Annotated in this window: 16 protein-coding genes and 2 tRNA genes; 14 read left to right on the plus strand and 4 right to left on the minus strand. The window is 40.8% G+C overall.

Going from position 1 to position 18,139, the window contains the following annotated elements; translation table 11 throughout:
- Position 1 precedes the first annotated feature (1 nt).
- The 4 genes from tusB to IT970_RS07325 are packed head-to-tail and all read right to left on the minus strand — an operon-like array spanning position 2 to position 1,692.
- Positions 2 to 268 carry a sulfurtransferase complex subunit TusB gene (tusB, locus tag IT970_RS07310; RefSeq protein ID WP_036968727.1) on the minus strand — a complete coding sequence of 89 codons (267 nt, stop codon included), beginning with the start codon at positions 266 to 268 and terminating at the stop codon, positions 2 to 4.
- Entirely contained in the window at positions 265 to 621 is a 357-nt protein-coding gene (gene tusC / locus IT970_RS07315; protein ID WP_196857714.1) for a sulfurtransferase complex subunit TusC, read from the minus strand. The genes tusB and tusC overlap by 4 nt, the downstream gene beginning before the upstream one ends.
- Positions 618 to 971, minus strand: a complete 354-nt coding sequence (gene tusD, locus IT970_RS07320) for a sulfurtransferase complex subunit TusD (protein ID WP_196857715.1) — start codon at positions 969 to 971, stop codon at positions 618 to 620. The genes tusC and tusD overlap by 4 nt, the downstream gene beginning before the upstream one ends.
- A gap of 55 nt (positions 972 to 1,026) precedes the next feature.
- The gene (locus IT970_RS07325) at positions 1,027 to 1,692 is read right to left on the minus strand and encodes a Bax inhibitor-1/YccA family protein (protein WP_036968718.1); all 666 of its coding nucleotides are present in this window, start codon (positions 1,690 to 1,692) and stop codon (positions 1,027 to 1,029) included.
- A 257-nt stretch (positions 1,693 to 1,949) separates the two neighbouring features.
- On the opposite strand from IT970_RS07325, the gene IT970_RS07330 reads away from it, so the two are divergent.
- From IT970_RS07330 to IT970_RS07395, 14 genes are all read left to right on the plus strand, one after another.
- Positions 1,950 to 2,040, plus strand: a tRNA-Ser gene (locus tag IT970_RS07330).
- A 42-nt stretch (positions 2,041 to 2,082) separates the two neighbouring features.
- Positions 2,083 to 2,173, plus strand: a tRNA-Ser gene (locus IT970_RS07335).
- A gap of 141 nt (positions 2,174 to 2,314) precedes the next feature.
- Positions 2,315 to 2,710, plus strand: coding sequence for a hypothetical protein (locus tag IT970_RS07340; RefSeq protein WP_036968716.1), 396 nt, complete (start codon positions 2,315 to 2,317; stop codon positions 2,708 to 2,710).
- A 125-nt stretch (positions 2,711 to 2,835) separates the two neighbouring features.
- Entirely contained in the window at positions 2,836 to 3,297 is a 462-nt protein-coding gene (locus IT970_RS07345) for a GAF domain-containing protein (RefSeq protein ID WP_036968713.1), read from the plus strand.
- Positions 3,294 to 3,572, plus strand: a complete 279-nt coding sequence (locus tag IT970_RS07350) for a hypothetical protein (RefSeq protein WP_135924820.1) — start codon at positions 3,294 to 3,296, stop codon at positions 3,570 to 3,572. Before IT970_RS07345 ends, IT970_RS07350 begins: the two co-directional genes overlap by 4 nt.
- A 14-nt stretch (positions 3,573 to 3,586) precedes the next feature.
- Entirely contained in the window at positions 3,587 to 4,240 is a 654-nt protein-coding gene (gene proQ, locus IT970_RS07355) for an RNA chaperone ProQ (protein WP_036968708.1), read from the plus strand.
- Positions 4,241 to 4,267: 27 nt separating this feature from the next.
- On the plus strand, positions 4,268 to 6,292 hold the full coding sequence (gene prc / locus IT970_RS07360; protein ID WP_036968705.1) for a carboxy terminal-processing peptidase: 2,025 nt from the start codon (positions 4,268 to 4,270) through the stop codon (positions 6,290 to 6,292).
- 196 nt (positions 6,293 to 6,488) lie between these two features.
- A complete protein-coding gene (nhaC, locus tag IT970_RS07365; protein ID WP_065979868.1) occupies positions 6,489 to 7,967 on the plus strand; it encodes a Na+/H+ antiporter NhaC in 1,479 nt (492 codons plus the stop codon).
- A gap of 42 nt (positions 7,968 to 8,009) precedes the next feature.
- The gene (gene pepN / locus IT970_RS07370; protein WP_196857783.1) at positions 8,010 to 10,604 is read left to right on the plus strand and encodes an aminopeptidase N; all 2,595 of its coding nucleotides are present in this window, start codon (positions 8,010 to 8,012) and stop codon (positions 10,602 to 10,604) included.
- On the plus strand, positions 10,604 to 10,825 hold the full coding sequence (locus IT970_RS07375) for a DUF2835 family protein (RefSeq protein WP_118844221.1): 222 nt from the start codon (positions 10,604 to 10,606) through the stop codon (positions 10,823 to 10,825). Before pepN ends, IT970_RS07375 begins: the two co-directional genes overlap by 1 nt.
- A gap of 311 nt (positions 10,826 to 11,136) precedes the next feature.
- Positions 11,137 to 13,221, plus strand: coding sequence for a DUF1302 domain-containing protein (locus IT970_RS07380; protein ID WP_118844222.1), 2,085 nt, complete (start codon positions 11,137 to 11,139; stop codon positions 13,219 to 13,221).
- 12 nt (positions 13,222 to 13,233) lie between these two features.
- On the plus strand, positions 13,234 to 14,598 hold the full coding sequence (locus IT970_RS07385; protein ID WP_196857784.1) for a DUF1329 domain-containing protein: 1,365 nt from the start codon (positions 13,234 to 13,236) through the stop codon (positions 14,596 to 14,598).
- 123 nt (positions 14,599 to 14,721) lie between these two features.
- Positions 14,722 to 15,726 (plus strand): YCF48-related protein, encoded by a 1,005-nt coding sequence (locus IT970_RS07390; protein WP_065979871.1) that lies wholly within the window; start codon positions 14,722 to 14,724, stop codon positions 15,724 to 15,726.
- Entirely contained in the window at positions 15,726 to 18,050 is a 2,325-nt protein-coding gene (locus tag IT970_RS07395; RefSeq protein WP_196857716.1) for an efflux RND transporter permease subunit, read from the plus strand. The genes IT970_RS07390 and IT970_RS07395 overlap by 1 nt, the downstream gene beginning before the upstream one ends.
- Positions 18,051 to 18,139: the final 89 nt, after the last annotated feature.

Consider the following 18,139-nt stretch of genomic DNA (forward strand, 5'->3'; position numbering starts at 1 on the left):
TTTACCACGTGATAGTGTTTTGGCTAGTTAAAGTCAGTTCAACAAACTGGTTGTAGTCAATATCGACATCATATTCGCTAAGCGTAATGGCACGCGCTGTGGCATCTTCTTTTAATAAATGCAAAGCAGCAGAAAATTGTCTGTACTGTTTAATGTTGTAGCAAGCATCACCGACAAGCAGCACAGTGTCATCACTGCTGATTAAATTTTCAAGTGCATTGGTGCAGTAGTGCGACAAAGGTTTTGAAAAAACATGCAAGGTACTCATAGAGTCACCACCTGGTGCTGCTGACTTATTAAGAGGCGCTGCTGTTCAAAATTAGCGACTTTTACATCAATAATTAAATTATCTTTGGTTAAATTAAAATCCATCAGTGATTTTTCGCAAACGTAAATGTTTTCAACATCATATAACTCAAGCGTTTTAATGGTTTTAAAATAGTTTTTAATTCCCAATACTTCAGGTTGTTGGTGTTTTTTGAGTGCCAGTACAGCATCGCCACTGAGTAACCAACTAATATTTTGCTCAATGGCAGCAAATATCAGTGTGGTGTCGAGTGATTCACGCATATGCTGATCGTCAAACGGGCTATGTTGGCTAATTACTAAAATGTTCTTCATTTAAATTGCACCCATTTATCAGCATCCGCAGCGAGCATAGCAAACTCGGCCAGACCTGCGACGGTGAATACCCCTGTATTTTCGATGTCTAAACCACGCTTTTCTGCCGCGGTAACACACAGTAAAAGTGGGATACTTTTAGCATTGAGGTCTTGCCATAAACGACTAACAGGTAGCTCGTCACTGGCGAGTTCTAAATGTTGACTGGCGTGATACACACCTGCTTGATACAAAAAAACAGCTGAAATTGTGTGCCCTGAATCAAGGCAAGCCTGTGTAAATTTAATCAGACGTTGCGTACAGTCATGATCGGTCGGTGCGGTGTGAAGTGAAAGTACAAATTGTGCCAAAACGCATCCAATAAAAAAGCCCCTAGAAAGGGGCTATTTTAACAGAACTATTTAATTAGTCATCACTTGCGCCAAGTAGATGTAGAAGCGAAGTGAATAGGTTATACACGTTTAAGTACAGTGCAACGGTGGCACGAATGTAGTTTGTTTCACCGCCGTTAATAATGCGGCTTGTGTCGAACAAGATTAAACCCGACATAATTAACACAACTGCTGCATTTATCACCATAAACGTGATTGAGCTGCCGATGAATAAATTGACTAAGCTTGCAATGATAACAACGATTAAGCCTACGGTTAAAAAGCCGCCCATAAATGAGAAATCTTTTTTGGTCGTTAGCGCATACGCCGATAAACCAAAGAAAATAAGTGCGGTTGAACCCAGTGCTTGCATAATAAGCATTGGACCATTTGGCATTGCTGCGTAGTAGTTAAGGATCGGACCTAAGCCTGCTCCCATCAACCCCGTAAAAACAAATACCCATGCAACACCCGATGCGCTGTCTGCCTTTTTATGCACCACAAAAAGCACACCAAACGCAACTAAGCTAAATACTATACCCATAAAGTAAGGTAGGTTCATTGCCATTGAAATACCTGCAGTGATGGCACTGAAAGCCAGTGTCATAGCAAGTAAAAAATACGTGTTTTTTAGTACTTTATTTGTTTCAATGGTCGACATAACCGGTCTAGCGGTATTGTACGATTGATTAAACGCCATTGTTAGAGCTCCTTAAATGAACTGATATGTTCGTTAGTTCCAATAGTTAAACTGAACTAAGCCTATCAAGAGTTATATATTTGGGCAAACCTTTGTAGATCAATAGACACGATAAATAATAAAAAAGTTCAGATTGTTCACAATTTGGCTCGCATTGTGTTTTTGCTGAACGATTTAGTTGTTTTTTAATCACTTAAACAGTTTTTTGAAAAAAAAGCTTCACAAACTAAGCTGCCTTATCTATTATGCACGCCGTCGGAGAGATGGCAGAGTGGTCGAATGCACCGGTCTTGAAAACCGGCAGGGGTTTGTAGCCCCTCTAGGGTTCAAATCCCTATCTCTCCACCATTATTTTTACTACTGGCGAAAGCGAGTAGTTTTTCCGCACTCGGAGAGATGGCAGAGTGGTCGAATGCACCGGTCTTGAAAACCGGCAGGGGTTTGTAGCCCCTCTAGGGTTCAAATCCCTATCTCTCCACCATTATAAAAGCCGCTGAATCTAATTCAGCGGCTTTTTTGTTTCTGCTGTTTTTAAATTACGACTATGGTCGATATTTCGTATTCTACCGAGTTAGTCCATGCTTAATACTTCTCGTATTATCTTTGTGAAATTAGGGAATTTATGAAACATCGTTTAGCAAAGAGTGTAGGACTTTCATTATTATCACCCGTCATTATTGGCTGTGTACTCGGTGTGTATTACGCATTGACGCTAGAAGGAAATGGCTGGCGTATCTTTTTCAATTTATTTATGAACGCGATTGCAAATGCACATATTGTTGGCCTTACAATGGCAGCATTTGTTGTGCCTGGTTATCTGCTTATGTACAAGTACGCAAAAGTAAACTATTCAGGCGTTCTTACTTTGGGTTTACTCGGGGGGGCTATTTTTAGTTACTTGCTAAGTGCGACATCAGGTATGGCGTTTATTGTAAATGCAATTATGTCTGCATTGGCCGCAGGATTATTTTTATTTGGCTTGCGACAGGGTCTACCATCTCAAACATCTCATCAATAGCAGAATATTTAATCAAGCTGACTGAAATTAAGGGCAAAATGTTTTTTTTTGCCCTTAAAAGGTTTCATTTATCGCCTACAAAGAGTACCTTTAGCTACTGTATGTTTAATAAGAAGTAGTTTGGTATGCAAAAGCAAGATTTTTACCAGTCATTAGTTAAACAAACTGAATCGCTGATCGCTGGTGAACCCAATGTCATAGCTAATATGGCGAATATTAGTGCGTTGTTATTTACCTCATTAGAGGATATAAATTGGGCGGGCTTTTATTTACTGGATTCGCCAGAAGAATTAGTGCTAGGGCCGTTTCAAGGTAATCCTGCGTGTATCCGTATTCCAGTTGGAAAAGGGGTATGTGGGACTGCGGCACAAACACAAGAAACACAATTAGTTGAAGATGTTCACGCTTTTGCAGGTCATATTGCTTGTGATGCAGCATCAAACTCTGAAATTGTTGTACCAATCTTCAAAGATGGTCACGTGTTTGCAGTGCTTGATATCGATAGTCCGAGCATTGGTCGATTCGATACTGATGATCAAGCTGGTTTAGAAGCATTGGTAAAATGCTTTGAGGCAAATCTGAAATGAAAGATCTGCTAAATGTGCAAGATTACCTTTTTGCCATTCACGATGTTGGTGATTGGGAAGGGGAAGAAGAAGTTGTAGCTGAAAGGCTCAACGACTTGATTCATATGGCTTGGGATCGTCTTCCAGATGACTTAGACTGTGAATCAATTGATGAAATTATAAATGGTATTTGGGAACACCTTCGCGGTGATTTAGCGCTTATTGAAGCGGACTTCGAAGAGTTAACCGACTGGGTAACACACTATGTCGATTCATCGCTCGATGAAAAGATGTAATAAAAGGTTCTAACATGGAAACCACAAACAAGCTAAAAGATATTAATGAAGTATTGGATTTCTTATACCAAGAATTTCCACAATGTTTTAAACAAAAAGACGGCATTCAGCCGCTTAAAGTGGGTATCTTTAAAGATATCGCTGAGCGCATTGAAGGCTCTGAGAAAGTAAGTAAAACTCAGGTTCGTCAAGCGTTAAGAAAGTACACCTCAAACTGGCGCTATTTAGAAGCCGTGACAAAGTCTGAGTTCCGTATTGACCTTGATGGTAATCAAGATGAAAAAGTGGAACAAGAGCACATTGAGCACGCTCAAAAAGCGTTAGAAGAAAGCCGCGCAAAAATGGCTAAACGCAAAAAAGCCCAGCGTCCACCACGTAAAGATGCAGACACAAAATCTTACAAAAAGAATGCGGGTTCGCATGCCAAAACAGGCGATAAAGGCGCTAGAGTTAACACTAAACCAGCTAAAGCTGCTCCTGCAAAACGTTCAGGAAAAGTTGAACCATTACCTGCCTCAGAGGTCAAGGTTAATAGCAAGGTTAAAGTTAAACTTGGCCAAGCACTTGTAAACGCAGTTATTACTGAAGTGAATAAAGATGAAGTTCACGTTGAGTTAGTAACAGGAATGCAAGTTAAGACCAAAGCAGACAGCCTGTATATCATTTAATAGCTGTAAAAAATAAAGGAGTTGTGTATGAGTAAAAAGTTTACGCTCATTCCGTTAGTCGCTGCCCTGTTTTCAGGTTCATTATTGGCTTCTACAGATAATTTAACTGCAGAAGATTTACCAGTACTCAAGCAAGAAAGCCAACATAGTACAGCAAGCAAACGGGTGACAAACTTATTTACTCGTGCACACTACAAACCCATTCGCTTTAACGATGAATTATCTGAACAGATATTTGATCGTTATATCGAATCCCTCGATTTTAATAAAAGTGTGTTTTTAGCGTCTGATATTGCTTCTTTCGAACAATATAAAGACCAGTTCGATAATGCGCTCTCTTCAGGGAAACTTGGGTTTGCCTTTGATATTTTTAATCTGAGCTTAAAGCGTCGTTTTGAGCGTTATGATTATTCTTTATCGTTACTTGAAAATGAAATGAAGTTCGATAAAGCAGATGAATATATGTTTGACCGCGAAGACGCTAAGTGGGCAACGACTCAAGCTGAGCTTGATGAATTGTGGCGTCAGCGCGTTAAATACGATGCGTTGCGTTTAAAAATGACCGGTAAAGATTGGCAAGGCATAAAAGAGGTCTTAACCAAGCGTTACCACAATGCGCAAAAACGCTTAGTGCAGACAAACAGTGAAGATGCATTTCAAATTGTAATGAATTCGTTTGCACGTAGTATTGAAGCACACACATCTTACTTATCACCCCGTCGTGCTGAACAGTTCAAAATGGACATGGACCTTGAACTTGAAGGTATTGGCGCAGTATTAAGTTATGATGAAGATTATACCGTGATCCGAAGCCTAGTTCCGGGTGGTCCCGCTGACAAATCTGAACAAATTAAAGCCGATGACCGCATTATAGGTGTTGCTCAAGAGGGCGAAGACTTTGTTGATGTTATTGGCTGGCGTCTTGATGACGTGGTTGACTTAATCAAAGGCCCTAAAGGTACTAAAGTTCGCTTACAGTATCTAAAAGGGGCGGATGCTCATGGTACTCCGAAAGTTGTTGAGATAACCCGTGATAAAATTCGTTTAGAAGACCGTGCTGCTAAATCAGAAGTATTTGAAGCGAAATACTCAGATTTAACAAGTAAAATCGGTGTGATAGAAATCCCAGGTTTCTACAATAATTTATCGCAAGACGTAAAAGTTGAAATTGCGAAATTAAAAGAAGCGAAAGTAGATGGCATCATAATCGATTTACGCCAAAACGGCGGCGGTTCATTGTATGAAGCGACGCAATTGTCAGGCCTGTTTATTGATCAAGGTCCAGTCGTACAAATTCATACGTTAAACAACCGTATCGAAGAGCAAAAAGACCGCGATGGTGTCACTTTTTATGATGGCCCATTAACCGTTTTAGTTGACCGTTACAGTGCATCAGCCTCTGAAATATTTGCAGCAGCGATGCAAGACTATGGCCGTGCTATTGTGATTGGTGAGCAAACGTTTGGTAAAGGTACAGTACAACAGCACAAACCGCTGGGCCGTGCGTATGATTTATATGATCACCCACTTGGCAGCGTACAATACACAATTGCAAAATTTTATCGTATTAATGGCGGAAGCACGCAGCATAAAGGGGTGATTCCCGATGTGTCATTCCCCTCAGCGATTGACCCAGCAGACTGGGGCGAAAGTCAGCAAGACAATGCATTACCTTGGGACAGCATCATTCGCGCTAAATATAATTCAGTTGACGATTTGAAGCCTGCGATTGCTTATGTCAATAAATTACATGATGCGCGCATTGCCAATGAGCCTGAATTTGGTTATGTGTTCGATGATATTAAACGTTATCAAGAAGAGAAAGATCGAAAAACAATTTCACTTGTTGAAGCAACACGTATCAAAGAGAAAGACGAAGGCGAAGAGCGTGCGCTTGAGCGTGCTAATGAACGATTAGTTCGATTAGGTCACAAACCAGTGGAAAGCCTAGATGATTTACCTGATACGCTTGATGATCTCGACCCTTTCTTAGAAGAAGCCGCGTTAATTACGCAAGACTATATTAAGTATGGTCGGCTCGCGAAAAAATAAATACCTATAATTGGTTAATTAAAAGGCGCTTAGGCGCCTTTTTTACTGCCCAAAACGGGGCATCTTGTTATAATTGATTAATCTGGCTGTCTAAAATGTTCGTGGTCTAATTAATAAACATTAATCCAAGGCGTTCTTTAGACAATCAAACAATAATAATTAAACACGCCACATAAGACGTGTAGGAGACTATCTTTTGAATTCAATTGAAGAGAAGCCGATCAAACAGGCCAGTTTTTTAGATGCCTTGATCCCCATTACTGTTCTCGTGTGCCTATTGGGTGCAGCTGTTTATTTATTCGGTGATAACTCATCATCGGGGCCAAATCAAATAGCCTTACTCTTTGCTACTTTTACTGCTGCCTTAATCGGTCTAAAAAACGGCTATACCTGGAAAAAGCTCGAACAAGCGATGATTGAAGGGATCACCTTATCATTAGGTGCCATTATTATACTGTTAATGGTAGGCGCATTGATTGGCACATGGCTGCTATCTGGAACAGTACCCACCTTAATTTACTATGGTTTACAAATTATCAATCCAAGTTGGTTCTATGCGGCTAGTTGTTTAATTTGTGGCATTGTTGCGATGAGTATTGGTAGCTCATGGACGACAGCTGCTACCATCGGTGTGGCATTATTAGGTGTTGCAACGGGGTTAGGACTTGAGCAGGTAGTGACTGCCGGTGCTGTTATTTCAGGCGCGTACTTTGGTGATAAGTTAAGCCCACTGTCGGAAACAACAAACTTAGCCCCTGCGGTTGCCGGAGCCGATCTGTTTGAGCATATTCATCATATGCTTTGGACCACGGTGCCTAGCTTTATTATTGCCTTAATTATTTTTATTTTTATGGGCTTTAATGCAGGTGGTTCAGCAGAAGCAGGCCGAATTGATGAAATCATTAACCTGTTAGAAAGCAACTTTAATATCGGGCTTGAAATGCTCGTGCCATTAGTCGTGTTGCTTATTCTTGCAATAAGAAAAATGCCGGCATTTCCAGCTATTTCAATTGGTGCAGTACTGGGTGCTATTTGGGCTATGTTGTTTCAATCAGATTTAATTAATAGTCAAATCGATACGTCACAAGGGCAGTTAATTGGCTATTTCAAGCTAGTATGGACAACATTTTTTGATGGCTTTAGCATCGATACGGGCGACGAAAAAATGGATTCATTGCTCAGTGGCGGCGGTATGGCCGGAATGTTAAACACAACTTGGCTAATTATGACCGCATTGATGTTTGGCGCCATTATGGAGAAAACTGGCTTGCTAGATATGTTTGTAAAAAGCATATTGAAAATAGCGAAAAGCACCGGCTCACTTATAACAGCGACAATTGCGACTTGTATCGGTACCAATGCAGTGGCGGCAGATCAATACATTGCTATTGTTGTACCAGGACGTATGTTTAAAGATGAATATGAAAAACGCGGTTTAAAACCGGTGAATTTATCACGTACTTTAGAAGACGGTGGCACCATTACAAGCCCGCTGATCCCATGGAATACGTGTGGTGCATACATGCAAAGCGTTTTATTAATTAACCCATTTGATTATGCACTTTACGCTTTCTTTAATTTAATTAATCCAGTACTCGCTGTTGTTTACGCATATTTAGGTATTAAAATTTTACGTATCGAACCAAAGCACGTTAAACAAACCAGCGCTGAATAATTCATGTTAGGCCCTGTTAAACAGGGCCATTTGGAGTCAATGATGTCTGCAACGAGTAAACCTCAAGCTCAATATTTAAAAGATTACCAAGCCCCTCATTTTTCAATACAACATATCGATTTACGCTTTGAATTAGCGCCCTTAAAAACCGTCGTACACTCAACAATGACGATTAACCGTGTGGACGAAACGGGGGCTGATTTAGTGCTTGATGGTGTTGATTTAACACTTATCTCACTGCATGTAGATGAGCAAGAGTACAGTGACTATACGCTTGAGGATGAGGCACTCATCATCCACAATTTACCTGCTAATTTTATTTTAAAAATTGTCAACCATATCGATCCTCAAACAAACACTTCCCTCGAAGGCCTGTATTTATCAGGGGGCGCGTATTGCACGCAATGTGAAGCTGAAGGTTTTAGAAAAATCACTTATTACTTGGACCGCCCAGATGTATTGGCAAGTTTTGATGTTACGATCATTGCTGAGCAAAAATACACGCATTTATTGTCTAACGGTAATCAGATTGATGCAGGCACACTCGATGATGGTCGCCACTTTGTCAAATGGCAGGATCCATTTAAAAAACCAAGTTACTTGTTTGCATTAGTTGCAGGTGATTTTGATGTGTTACGTGACCAGTACACAACGAAATCAGGCCGTAATGTTGAGTTGGCCTTATTTGTTGATAAAGGTAATTTACCAAAAACCCCGCATGCAATGACATCGTTAAAAAAATCAATGCAGTGGGATGAAGAACGTTTCAATCTTGAATACGACTTAGATATATACATGATTGTTGCCGTCGATTTCTTCAATATGGGGGCGATGGAAAATAAAGGATTAAACATCTTCAACTCTAAATGTGTGTTAGCGAATCAAGAAACCGCCACCGATAAAGATTACCACACGATTGAGTCTATTGTTGGGCATGAATATTTTCATAACTGGACGGGCAATCGCGTTACTTGTCGAGACTGGTTTCAGTTGTCTTTGAAAGAAGGTTTAACCGTATTTAGAGACCAAGAGTTTAGTAGTGATTTGGGATCTCGTGCCCTAAACCGTATTGATGCTGTAAAAGTAATGCGAACTCATCAGTTTAGCGAAGATGCAGGGCCTATGGCGCACCCAATTCGCCCAGAAAAAGTTATTGAAATGAATAACTTTTACACTGTGACAGTGTATGACAAGGGCGCAGAAGTTATTCGTATGATGCACACGATATTAGGCGAAGAAAAGTTTCAGCAAGGTATGGCGCTTTACTTCCAACGGCACGATGGTCAAGCCGTTACCTGTGATGACTTTGTTGCAGCCATGAGTGATGCTTCTGAAATTGACTTGCAGCAGTTTAAGCGTTGGTACAATCAAGCGGGTACTCCAAGATTAAAAGTAGATCAATATTTTGATCATGCTAATCAAACCTTTACACTGACCATTGAGCAATTTGCGCCAGATAATCAACCTAATAATGCGTTGTTACATATTCCGTTTGCGATTGAACTACTTGACCCTGCTGGTCAATCAGTGCCGTTAACGATTAATAATCAGATGCAAGATTCTGTGCTTAATATAACTGAAAAACAACACACCTTTGTGTTTGAAAATGTTATAGAGCCGCCTGTTGCAGTGCTTCTGGAAGATTTTTCTGCTCCTTGTATTGTTGACCAAACTAGCAGCACCGCTGATTTGCTCCATATTATGCGTTTTGCACGAAGTGATTTTTCGCGATGGGATGCACAGCAACGATTATTTACCAACGAAATTAAAGCCGCACTATCATCGGGTAATGCATGTTTATCACCCGACATCATTTCTGCTCTTAACGTATTAATTACAGAACGAGCAGGGGATTTGGCACTGATTGCAGAGCTATTAAAATTACCAAGCTATGACACGATTGCGGCTGAATATGCAGTGATCCCCGTTGATGACATTGTTTCAGTAATGAATGCATTTGAACTACACATTGCGACTGACTTATCGGACTCATTGATTGCGTGTTATAAGGCATTACACAATGATGGCACAACATCTGCCGAGGCTGTTGCCGTTAGGGCACTTAAACAGGTCTGTTTGCACTATTTAGCAAAAACTGAACAGCAAGACGTGAATGACTTTATTGACGAAGCCGTGGCCAGCTCTAACATGACAAATGTGTTAGCTGCGCTAAGTGCGGTTGTAAAAGCGAATCACCCTCGCTGTGATGATTTGCTCAATGAATTTGATGCTAAATGGCGACATGATGTACTTGTAATGGACAAATGGTTTGCATTGCAGGCAATGAAAGAGTCAGCAACCTGCATTGAAGACATTAAGCAGTTGTATGATCACCCAAGTTTTGATTTTGGTAATCCAAACCGTGTCAGAGCATTGGTCGGCAGCTTTAGTCATTTTAATACTACACAATTTCATCGTGCAGACGGCAAAGGGTATCAATTATTGGGTGATTTGCTTATTAAGCTCAATGATATTAACCCGCAAAATGCATCACGTATGTTAACACCATTTATGGCATGGAAACGTTATGATCACGACCGTTCGCAGGCAATCAAAGCACAATTGCAACGTTTGGCATCATTAGAGAGCCTAAGTGATGATTTATTTGAAAAAGTTGAGAAAGCGTTAGTAGGTTAATGACTGAATACTTTTTTTCTTTGTATTTAAGTTATGCAGAATGCCTTGATTACTATCATGGTAAATATACTTCAATACAGGTAACAGAAGATGGTGGCAAAACAATTCGTTTTGCTGCCAAGCATTTACGTCCTTTTATTTCATCATTAGGGATAAGAGGGCGTTTTAGACTCACGCTGGGCGCTGATAATCAGTTTTTAAAGCTTGAAAAAGTGAATTAAAACGCCAAATAGCCTTAAAGCTGTCATACGACAAAGTGTGCTAATTTACCCAAAAATTAGCCACATTTTTCTCCCTCCTATAAAATAATCTTATTATATTTTTGTTAATTCAATTTGTTCTATTGTTAATTTACGTGTATAAATTATCTGGTATGACGTCTTACCAATACGTAAACGTCACATTTTTAAATAAATATTAACCGATTGAACGCGTTCTATATTGTATTTTTACTATTTCGCTTCTATCGTTAGAAAGATTCTAAAAACAACAATTTGATCACAAAACAACCCGTTACAGGGGGATGAACACAATGATAAAAAGATCGCTTTTTGTTAAAAACAAAATAGCTTTGGGATTCGCGGCGGCGACTCTGGGACTCTCAAGCACAGCTTTGCACGCGGCCACTTTTCAATTAGGTGATTTTGACGTACGTTTTGACTCTAGCTTTTCATATGGGCAGAGTATTCGAGTCGAAGACCGTGACTTTGCAATTATAGGTAAAAGTAATAACCCATCATTTGATTGGTCGGGCTATCATCCTGCTTTAAATCCTATTTACTCTTCTTCTGATGTATGGAAGCAGCCAGGCGCTTATTCAAATAATGGCGATGCTGGTAACCTTAACTTCGACAGTGGTGATTCTTTTTCAAAGCTGTTAAAAGGCAACCACGAGTTATCGATTAGTAAAGATAATTACGGTCTTTTTACCCGTTTCATGTACTTTTATGATTTCGCGTTGATGGATGGTGACTTTGCGTATAGTAACCCAACATCAGGTAAGAAAGTTGACCCCTGTGATGATGACGACACCAAAGAGCAAGTATGTGCCGATTTACGCTTACTTGACGCGTACGTCTGGGCGAACTTTGACCTTAACGAAGGTCGAAACCCGCTGTCTATTCGCTTAGGTCAGCAGGTCGTTAACTGGGGTGAAAGTACCTTAATTTCTCACGGTATCAACGTAAACCCGGTTGATATTGACCGTTTGAAAGCGCCAGGTGCGGAGTTAAAAGAAGCATTCATACCCGTTGGTATGCTATGGGCTTCATTAGGTATTACCGATAATATTACCCTTGAAGGTTTTTATCAGTATGAATGGCACGAAACGCGCCTTCCTGCTGCAGGTACTTATTTTTCAACGAATGATTTCGCGTCTGAAAATGGCTACCAACAAAATATCCAGCTTGGTTTTACATCAAACCCTGATATCGATTTAGCTTTCTTAACAGACAGCTTAAATAGTTTAGATGATATTGTGCGCTCGCAAGGTATCGATCCTACATCGCCGCAAGGGCGAGCAATGATGGCACAAATGTACCTGGCATTCCCGACCAAAGTTGCTTTAAAAGGCAAGGGGGATGCGGGTAAAAATGAGCCTGATGATGGTGGACAATACGGTTTACGTTTAGGTATGTACTTACCTGAACTAAACGATACAGAAGTCGCCCTTTACCACATTAACTATCACAGCCGCCGACCTGTTATTTCTGGTCAAGTATCTAACTTTACATCGCCAGCATTGACTGCTGATATTGGTATGTTATTAACTTCTGAAATAACAGAAGATAATGTTACAAGTCTTCAAGCATTCACTAAAGGGCAATTAGAGTACCCTGAAGATATTAAGCTATACGGTTTAAGCTTTAATACAACCGTGGGTGAGACCGCGCTTGCAGGCGAATTTGCCTTCCGTCAAGATGAGCCACTGCAAATAGATGATGTTGAATTATTATACGCTGGTATGCCTGAGCAATTAGCTGTTGCGGGTATTCGTCCTGATTTTGCAGGTATTTCGCAAATGAGCTTAGGCGATGCGACCAGTGTCGTTGGTCCTGGTGAAGTTGCACAAGGCTATATTCTTCGTAATACAGCTCAGCTTCAGTTTACTGCTACCCATTTATTTGGCCCGTCTCTTGGTGCTGATAGTTGGGCTGTTGTGGGTGAAATTGGCGGTGTTCGTATTAATGATATGCCGGAATACGATGAGTTACGCTTGAATGTTGCGGGTACGGGTCGAAGCGGTATCATGCAAGGCCCATTAGGTGATGATTATTCGACACTCCACCTCGGTATTTCAAACGGCCCTGAGACAAACCCATTCCCAACTGCGTCTGCATGGGGTTATCGCTTAATCGCAAAAGGTGATTACTTTAATGTCTTTAACGGGGTGAATTTCTCACCACGTTTCGTGTTTTCACACGACGTGAATGGTATTACACCTGATCCGATGTTCCTGTTTGTTGAAGATCGTAAGTCACTGGGCGTGACGATGAACTTTAACTATCAAAATGCGTGGTCATTCGACTTTAGCTACAACTCATTCTGGGGTGGTGGTGCGACGAATACTTTCTCTGACCGCGATTATGTTTCTTTCAATATTAAATATTCAATTTAAGGGTAAATTATGATTATTAGAAAACCTACCCTCATTGCTGCAGCGTTTTGTAGCGTTTTTGTAAGCAGCAGTGTGCTTGCAAAAATTACCGCTGATGAAGCGGCACGTTTAGGTACAGATTTAACACCCATTGGTGCAGAAAAATCGGCAAACAAAGATGGATCTATCCCTGAATGGACAGGCGGTATTACAACGCCTCCTGCAGATTACAAACCGGGTATGCATCACCCTGATCCGTTTGCAGATGACAAGGTATTATTCACCATCGATAAGTCGAACGTCGATAAATACAAAGATCTCTTGAGTCCTGGTCAAATTGAGTTATTCAATACATACCCTGACACATTTAAAATGAACATTTATCCAACCCGTCGCAGTGCTTCGTATCCTCAGTTTGTATACGATGCTACTAAAAAATACGCGACTACGGCTGAGTTAGTTGAAGGCGGTAATGGTATTAAGAACACGGCAGTAGGCGTGCCATTCCCAATTCCTAAAGACGGCTTAGAAGCAATTTGGAATCACCTATTACGTTTTCGTGGTTTAGCCGTAGAGCGTTATGCTGGACAAGCAGCACCGACGGCATCAGGCTCGTATAATTATGTAGGTTTTGATGAACAGTTGTTAGTTGAATACTCAAATCCAAAATCGACACCTGAACAACTTCAAGAATCAAATATTCTGTTTAAGTTTAAGCAAAAGGTAACAGAACCTGCTCGTCTTGCTGGTACCGCATTGCTTGTTCATGAAACAATGGACCAAATCTTAACGCCACGTCAAGCATGGACCTACAACTCAGGTCAACGTCGTGTTCGTCGTGCGCCAAACGTAGCCTATGATGCACCGGGTACTGCAGCAGATAGCTTACGTACAACCGATGATTTTGATATGTTTAATGGTTCACCAAATCGCTATAACTGGACATTAAAAGGGAAGCAAGAGCTTTATATTCCGTACAATAGTTATAAGCTTCATAGCGACAAGTTAACCTACGATGATATTTTACAAGCGGGTCATATTAACCCTGAGCATGTGCGCTATGAAAAGCACAGAGTATGGGTTGTAGAAGCGAACCTTAAAGAAGGCACGCGTCATATTTATAAAAAGCGTGTGTTTTATATTGACGAGGATAGCTGGCAAGTTCATGTAGCCGATATTTATGATAATCGCGATCAAATGTATCGTGTTGCAATGTCGCATGGCTTGAACTACTACGAAGTACCTACGCATTGGAGTACGCTAGATGTATACCACGACTTAAATTCACGTCGTTATTTAGCGATTGGTTTAGATAACCAAGAAAAAATGTATGACTTCTCAAAAACATTAAACGACAATGAGTTTACCTCTAGCGCATTACGCCGCGAAGGTCGTTAATCTACACACTAGGCACCTGAAAACAGGTGCCTCTTGCAATGTAGGCAAGTCAACGTATGAAAAGTGTAATCACGATTATGTTGTTGGCTTGCTTTTTTATTCTATCGAAGGCGATTTATCTTTATGAAGTATTTGCTTTATGCTTGTCTTGCTTATAGTGCTTCATGTTTTGCTCAAGACATGCCACAGCCTCAGCAGGCAATTTCTGCTGTTAACGCAGACAAAACCCTTCTCACTGATATTGAGATATCAGGCAATCAACTGATCGCAGTTGGTAAACATGGTGTTGTCATTACCAGCTCAGATGCACAGCAATGGGAACAGGCGAGTGTACCTACACAAGTGTTATTAACGGCAGTTAACTTTTATGACACGGATTTAGGATGGGCCTGTGGCCATGATGCAACCATTATTAATACGACGGATGCTGGTAAAACATGGCAATTGCAACAGGCATTGCCCCATATGGATAAGCCGTGCTTAGACATTTTATTTACCTCAGCGCAGCATGGCTACGCAGTGGGTGCTTATGGGATGTTTTTTGAAACGAATGATGGCGGAAAAAACTGGAATAAACGGTTTTTAGACAGCTTATTATTTGAGGATGACCGTGATTATTTAAACGATCTTAAAAACAATGATCCTGAAGGATACGAAGCTGAAACAGCATCAATCCTGCCACATTTTAACCGTATTGTTAACGTTGCAGACCGTTTAATGCTCGTGGGTGAAATGGGTTTAATGGCGCAAAGCCTAGACAATGGTCAAACATGGCAGCGTTTAGAAGAAATATATATGGGTTCTTTCTTTACGTTTGCGTCAACTGCACAAAGCGGTGGCGAAGATCTTGTTGCAGGTCTACGGGGAAATATTTTTACACGCCAAGCGCAATCTCAAGAGTGGCTACAAGTTGACTCTGATAATCACGCTACCGTTAATAGCGCAATTAATTACAAAAATGAATGGCTATTATTCGCAAACAGTGGGGTTATTTTTCATATCAAAGATGGTGAGCTAACAGAAGAGCAGATGGCTGATGGTAAATCATTACTCGATGGCGTTGTATTTCAGAATAAACTGGTTATGGCTTCTGAAGATGGCATTAAAGTGAAGGAGTTGAATCAGTAATGCGTGGCTTTTTAGATTTTTTAGAAAAGGCGGTGTTTCGTCATCGTCTATTTGCGATTATTTCGTTTGCAGTAATCACTTGTTTTTTATTGTTTAAAGCAACACAAATTCAACTCGATGCGTCGTTTAATAAGAATATTCCACTAAACCACGAATACATGAAAGTGTATACCAAACATGAAAAGCAGTTTGGTGGTGCAAACAGCATTTTAATTTCAGTGTGTGATGCTGAGGGCGATATATTTAATGAGGAGTTTTTTACGCAGTTAAAAGCTGTTCATGACCAACTTTACTTTATTCCAGGGGTAAATCGTCCGCTAGTAAACTCAATTTTTGCTCCCAGTGCACGTTTTGTAGAAGTGGTTGAAGACGGCTTTGCCGGTGGCCCAATTATTCCAGCCAATTTTACTGCTGATAAACAAGGTTTAGCAGTTGTAAAAGAGAATATTGAAAAAGCAAAAGTTGTGGGACGCATGATTGCGAGTGATTATTCATGTGCGATGGTGACAGCACAGCTACTTGAATTTGATCCCCAAACGCAAGAAAAACTCGATACCCTCGCATTTGCTGAAAAATTAGAAACACGAGTACGCGAACCGCTCAGTACAGACAAAGTCAGTATTCATATTATTGGCTTTGCGAAAATGGCGGGTGATGTTGCAGAAGGTGCGAAAGGCGTGGTGCTGTTTTTCGCTATTGCTATCGCATTTACATTTATCATGGTGTGGTTATTCTGCCACAGTTTAAAACTAACAATTTTGCCGATTGCTTGTTCAATTATAGCGGTCATCTGGCAGCTTGGTTTACTGTCAAGTCTTGGCTTTGGACTTGATCCAATGTCAATCTTAGTGCCATTTTTGGTGTTTGCTATTGGTGTAAGCCATGGCGTGCAAATGATCAACGACATTGGTAAAAAAGTGTGCACCGGCAGCAATACACGCGTGTGTTGTCAGGCAAGTTTTAGAGCCTTGTTAATCCCCGGTGGTATAGCGCTGTTATCTGATACGATTGGTTTCCTAACATTATTAACCATTGATATCGGTATTATCCGAGAGTTAGCGATTACAGCGAGTTTGGGTGTGGCGGTGATTATATTCACTAACTTGATCCTTCTGCCTGTTTGGGCGTCTTACATGAACTTTGAAGGCTCGGTGCGTATCCAATCTGGTAACCACACAGACAAACCAAACATGCTGGATACCTTGCGTGAAATTTTGGTTAAGACAACTGAACGTAAGACCGCAGCAGTCATCATTGTTTTAACGGCACTCCTCTTTGCAGTCGGTTACTGGCAGGCAGATAAAATGCGTATTGGTGACTTGCACGCCGGCGCTCCTTCACTGCATCAAGATGCGCGATATAATCAAGACACCTTCTTGATTTCAGATAAGTACACGATTTCATCTGATATTTTAAAAGTGATTGTTGAAGCATATCCTGCAGCGTGTACAGAGCATGATGTAATGGAGCGAATCGGTCGTTTCCAATGGCAAATGGAAAATGTAGCTGGCGTACAATCAGCAGTGAGTTTAAGTAGCGTTGCTCAGTCGGTTAATGCTGGTTTTAATGAAGGTAATTTAAAATGGCAAAGTTTACCGCGTAATACCGCAAGCTTAGTGCAATCGACATCGCGTGTTGAGACCAGCTCTGGTTTGTTAGATGGTAACTGTTCAGTGATGCCTGTAATCATTTTCTTAAATGACCATAAAGCAGAGACAATTGATCATGTTGTCGCAAAGGTAAAAGAGTTTGCAGCTCAAGAGCAAACCGATAAAGTGCAATTTAAGCTAGCTTCAGGCCCTGTTGGGGTAATGGCTGCAACAAATGAATCTGTGTCGGCTGCACAATTACCGATGATGCTCTATGTTTATGGCGCAGTTATTTTACTTTGCTTAGTGAGTTTTAGGAGCGTAAAAGCCACAGTAGCCGTGGTACTGCCGTTGTATATCGTATCAACACTTGCGCAAGCATTAATGGTGCAATTAGAAATAGGCTTAACGGTATCAACCTTACCTGTTATCGCATTAGGGGTGGGGATTGGCGTTGATTACGGAATTTACATTCTGTCATCGATGATGTCACAGTTAAAACGTGGCGTCGCATTAGAAGTCGCTTACCGTAACGCCCTTGTTGAACGAGGCAGTGCAGTACTCTTCACAGGTATCACCTTGGCGATAGGGGTGAGCACGTGGATTTTCTCTGATCTGAAGTTCCAGGTGGATATGGGTATTCTGCTTACCTTTATGTTCTTAGTGAATATGTTAGGTGCAGTGCTGCTTTTACCCGCGATTGGTAGCTTCCTCTGGACTGACCAGAAAAAATAATGTAAATAATTGTGCTCCGATATGGCCAGGAATGGCCATATATATCTATATTTTGTGAATAGATGACCAAATAGCTGAAAAGCTTAAAA

Origin of the sequence: Pseudoalteromonas sp. A41-2, assembly GCF_015767615.1 — a bacterium.
Classification (GTDB): Bacteria; Pseudomonadota; Gammaproteobacteria; order Enterobacterales; family Alteromonadaceae; genus Pseudoalteromonas; species Pseudoalteromonas lipolytica.

Bases quoted from the DNA above. Each gene is read 5' to 3' on its own strand.
- tusB (WP_036968727.1), bottom strand. From the start codon at position 268: ATGAGTACCTTGCATGTTTTTTCAAAACCTTTGTCGCACTACTGCACC.
- tusC (WP_196857714.1), bottom strand. From the start codon at position 621: ATGAAGAACATTTTAGTAATTAGCCAACATAGCCCGTTTGACGATCAG.
- IT970_RS07325 (WP_036968718.1), bottom strand. From the start codon at position 1,692: ATGGCGTTTAATCAATCGTACAATACCGCTAGACCGGTTATGTCGACC.
- IT970_RS07340 (WP_036968716.1), top strand. From the start codon at position 2,315: ATGAAACATCGTTTAGCAAAGAGTGTAGGACTTTCATTATTATCACCC.
- IT970_RS07345 (WP_036968713.1), top strand. From the start codon at position 2,836: ATGCAAAAGCAAGATTTTTACCAGTCATTAGTTAAACAAACTGAATCG.
- IT970_RS07350 (WP_135924820.1), top strand. From the start codon at position 3,294: ATGAAAGATCTGCTAAATGTGCAAGATTACCTTTTTGCCATTCACGAT.
- proQ (WP_036968708.1), top strand. From the start codon at position 3,587: ATGGAAACCACAAACAAGCTAAAAGATATTAATGAAGTATTGGATTTC.
- prc (WP_036968705.1), top strand. From the start codon at position 4,268: ATGAGTAAAAAGTTTACGCTCATTCCGTTAGTCGCTGCCCTGTTTTCA.
- pepN (WP_196857783.1), top strand. From the start codon at position 8,010: ATGTCTGCAACGAGTAAACCTCAAGCTCAATATTTAAAAGATTACCAA.
- IT970_RS07375 (WP_118844221.1), top strand. From the start codon at position 10,604: ATGACTGAATACTTTTTTTCTTTGTATTTAAGTTATGCAGAATGCCTT.
- IT970_RS07380 (WP_118844222.1), top strand. From the start codon at position 11,137: ATGATAAAAAGATCGCTTTTTGTTAAAAACAAAATAGCTTTGGGATTC.
- IT970_RS07390 (WP_065979871.1), top strand. From the start codon at position 14,722: ATGAAGTATTTGCTTTATGCTTGTCTTGCTTATAGTGCTTCATGTTTT.
- IT970_RS07395 (WP_196857716.1), top strand. From the start codon at position 15,726: ATGCGTGGCTTTTTAGATTTTTTAGAAAAGGCGGTGTTTCGTCATCGT.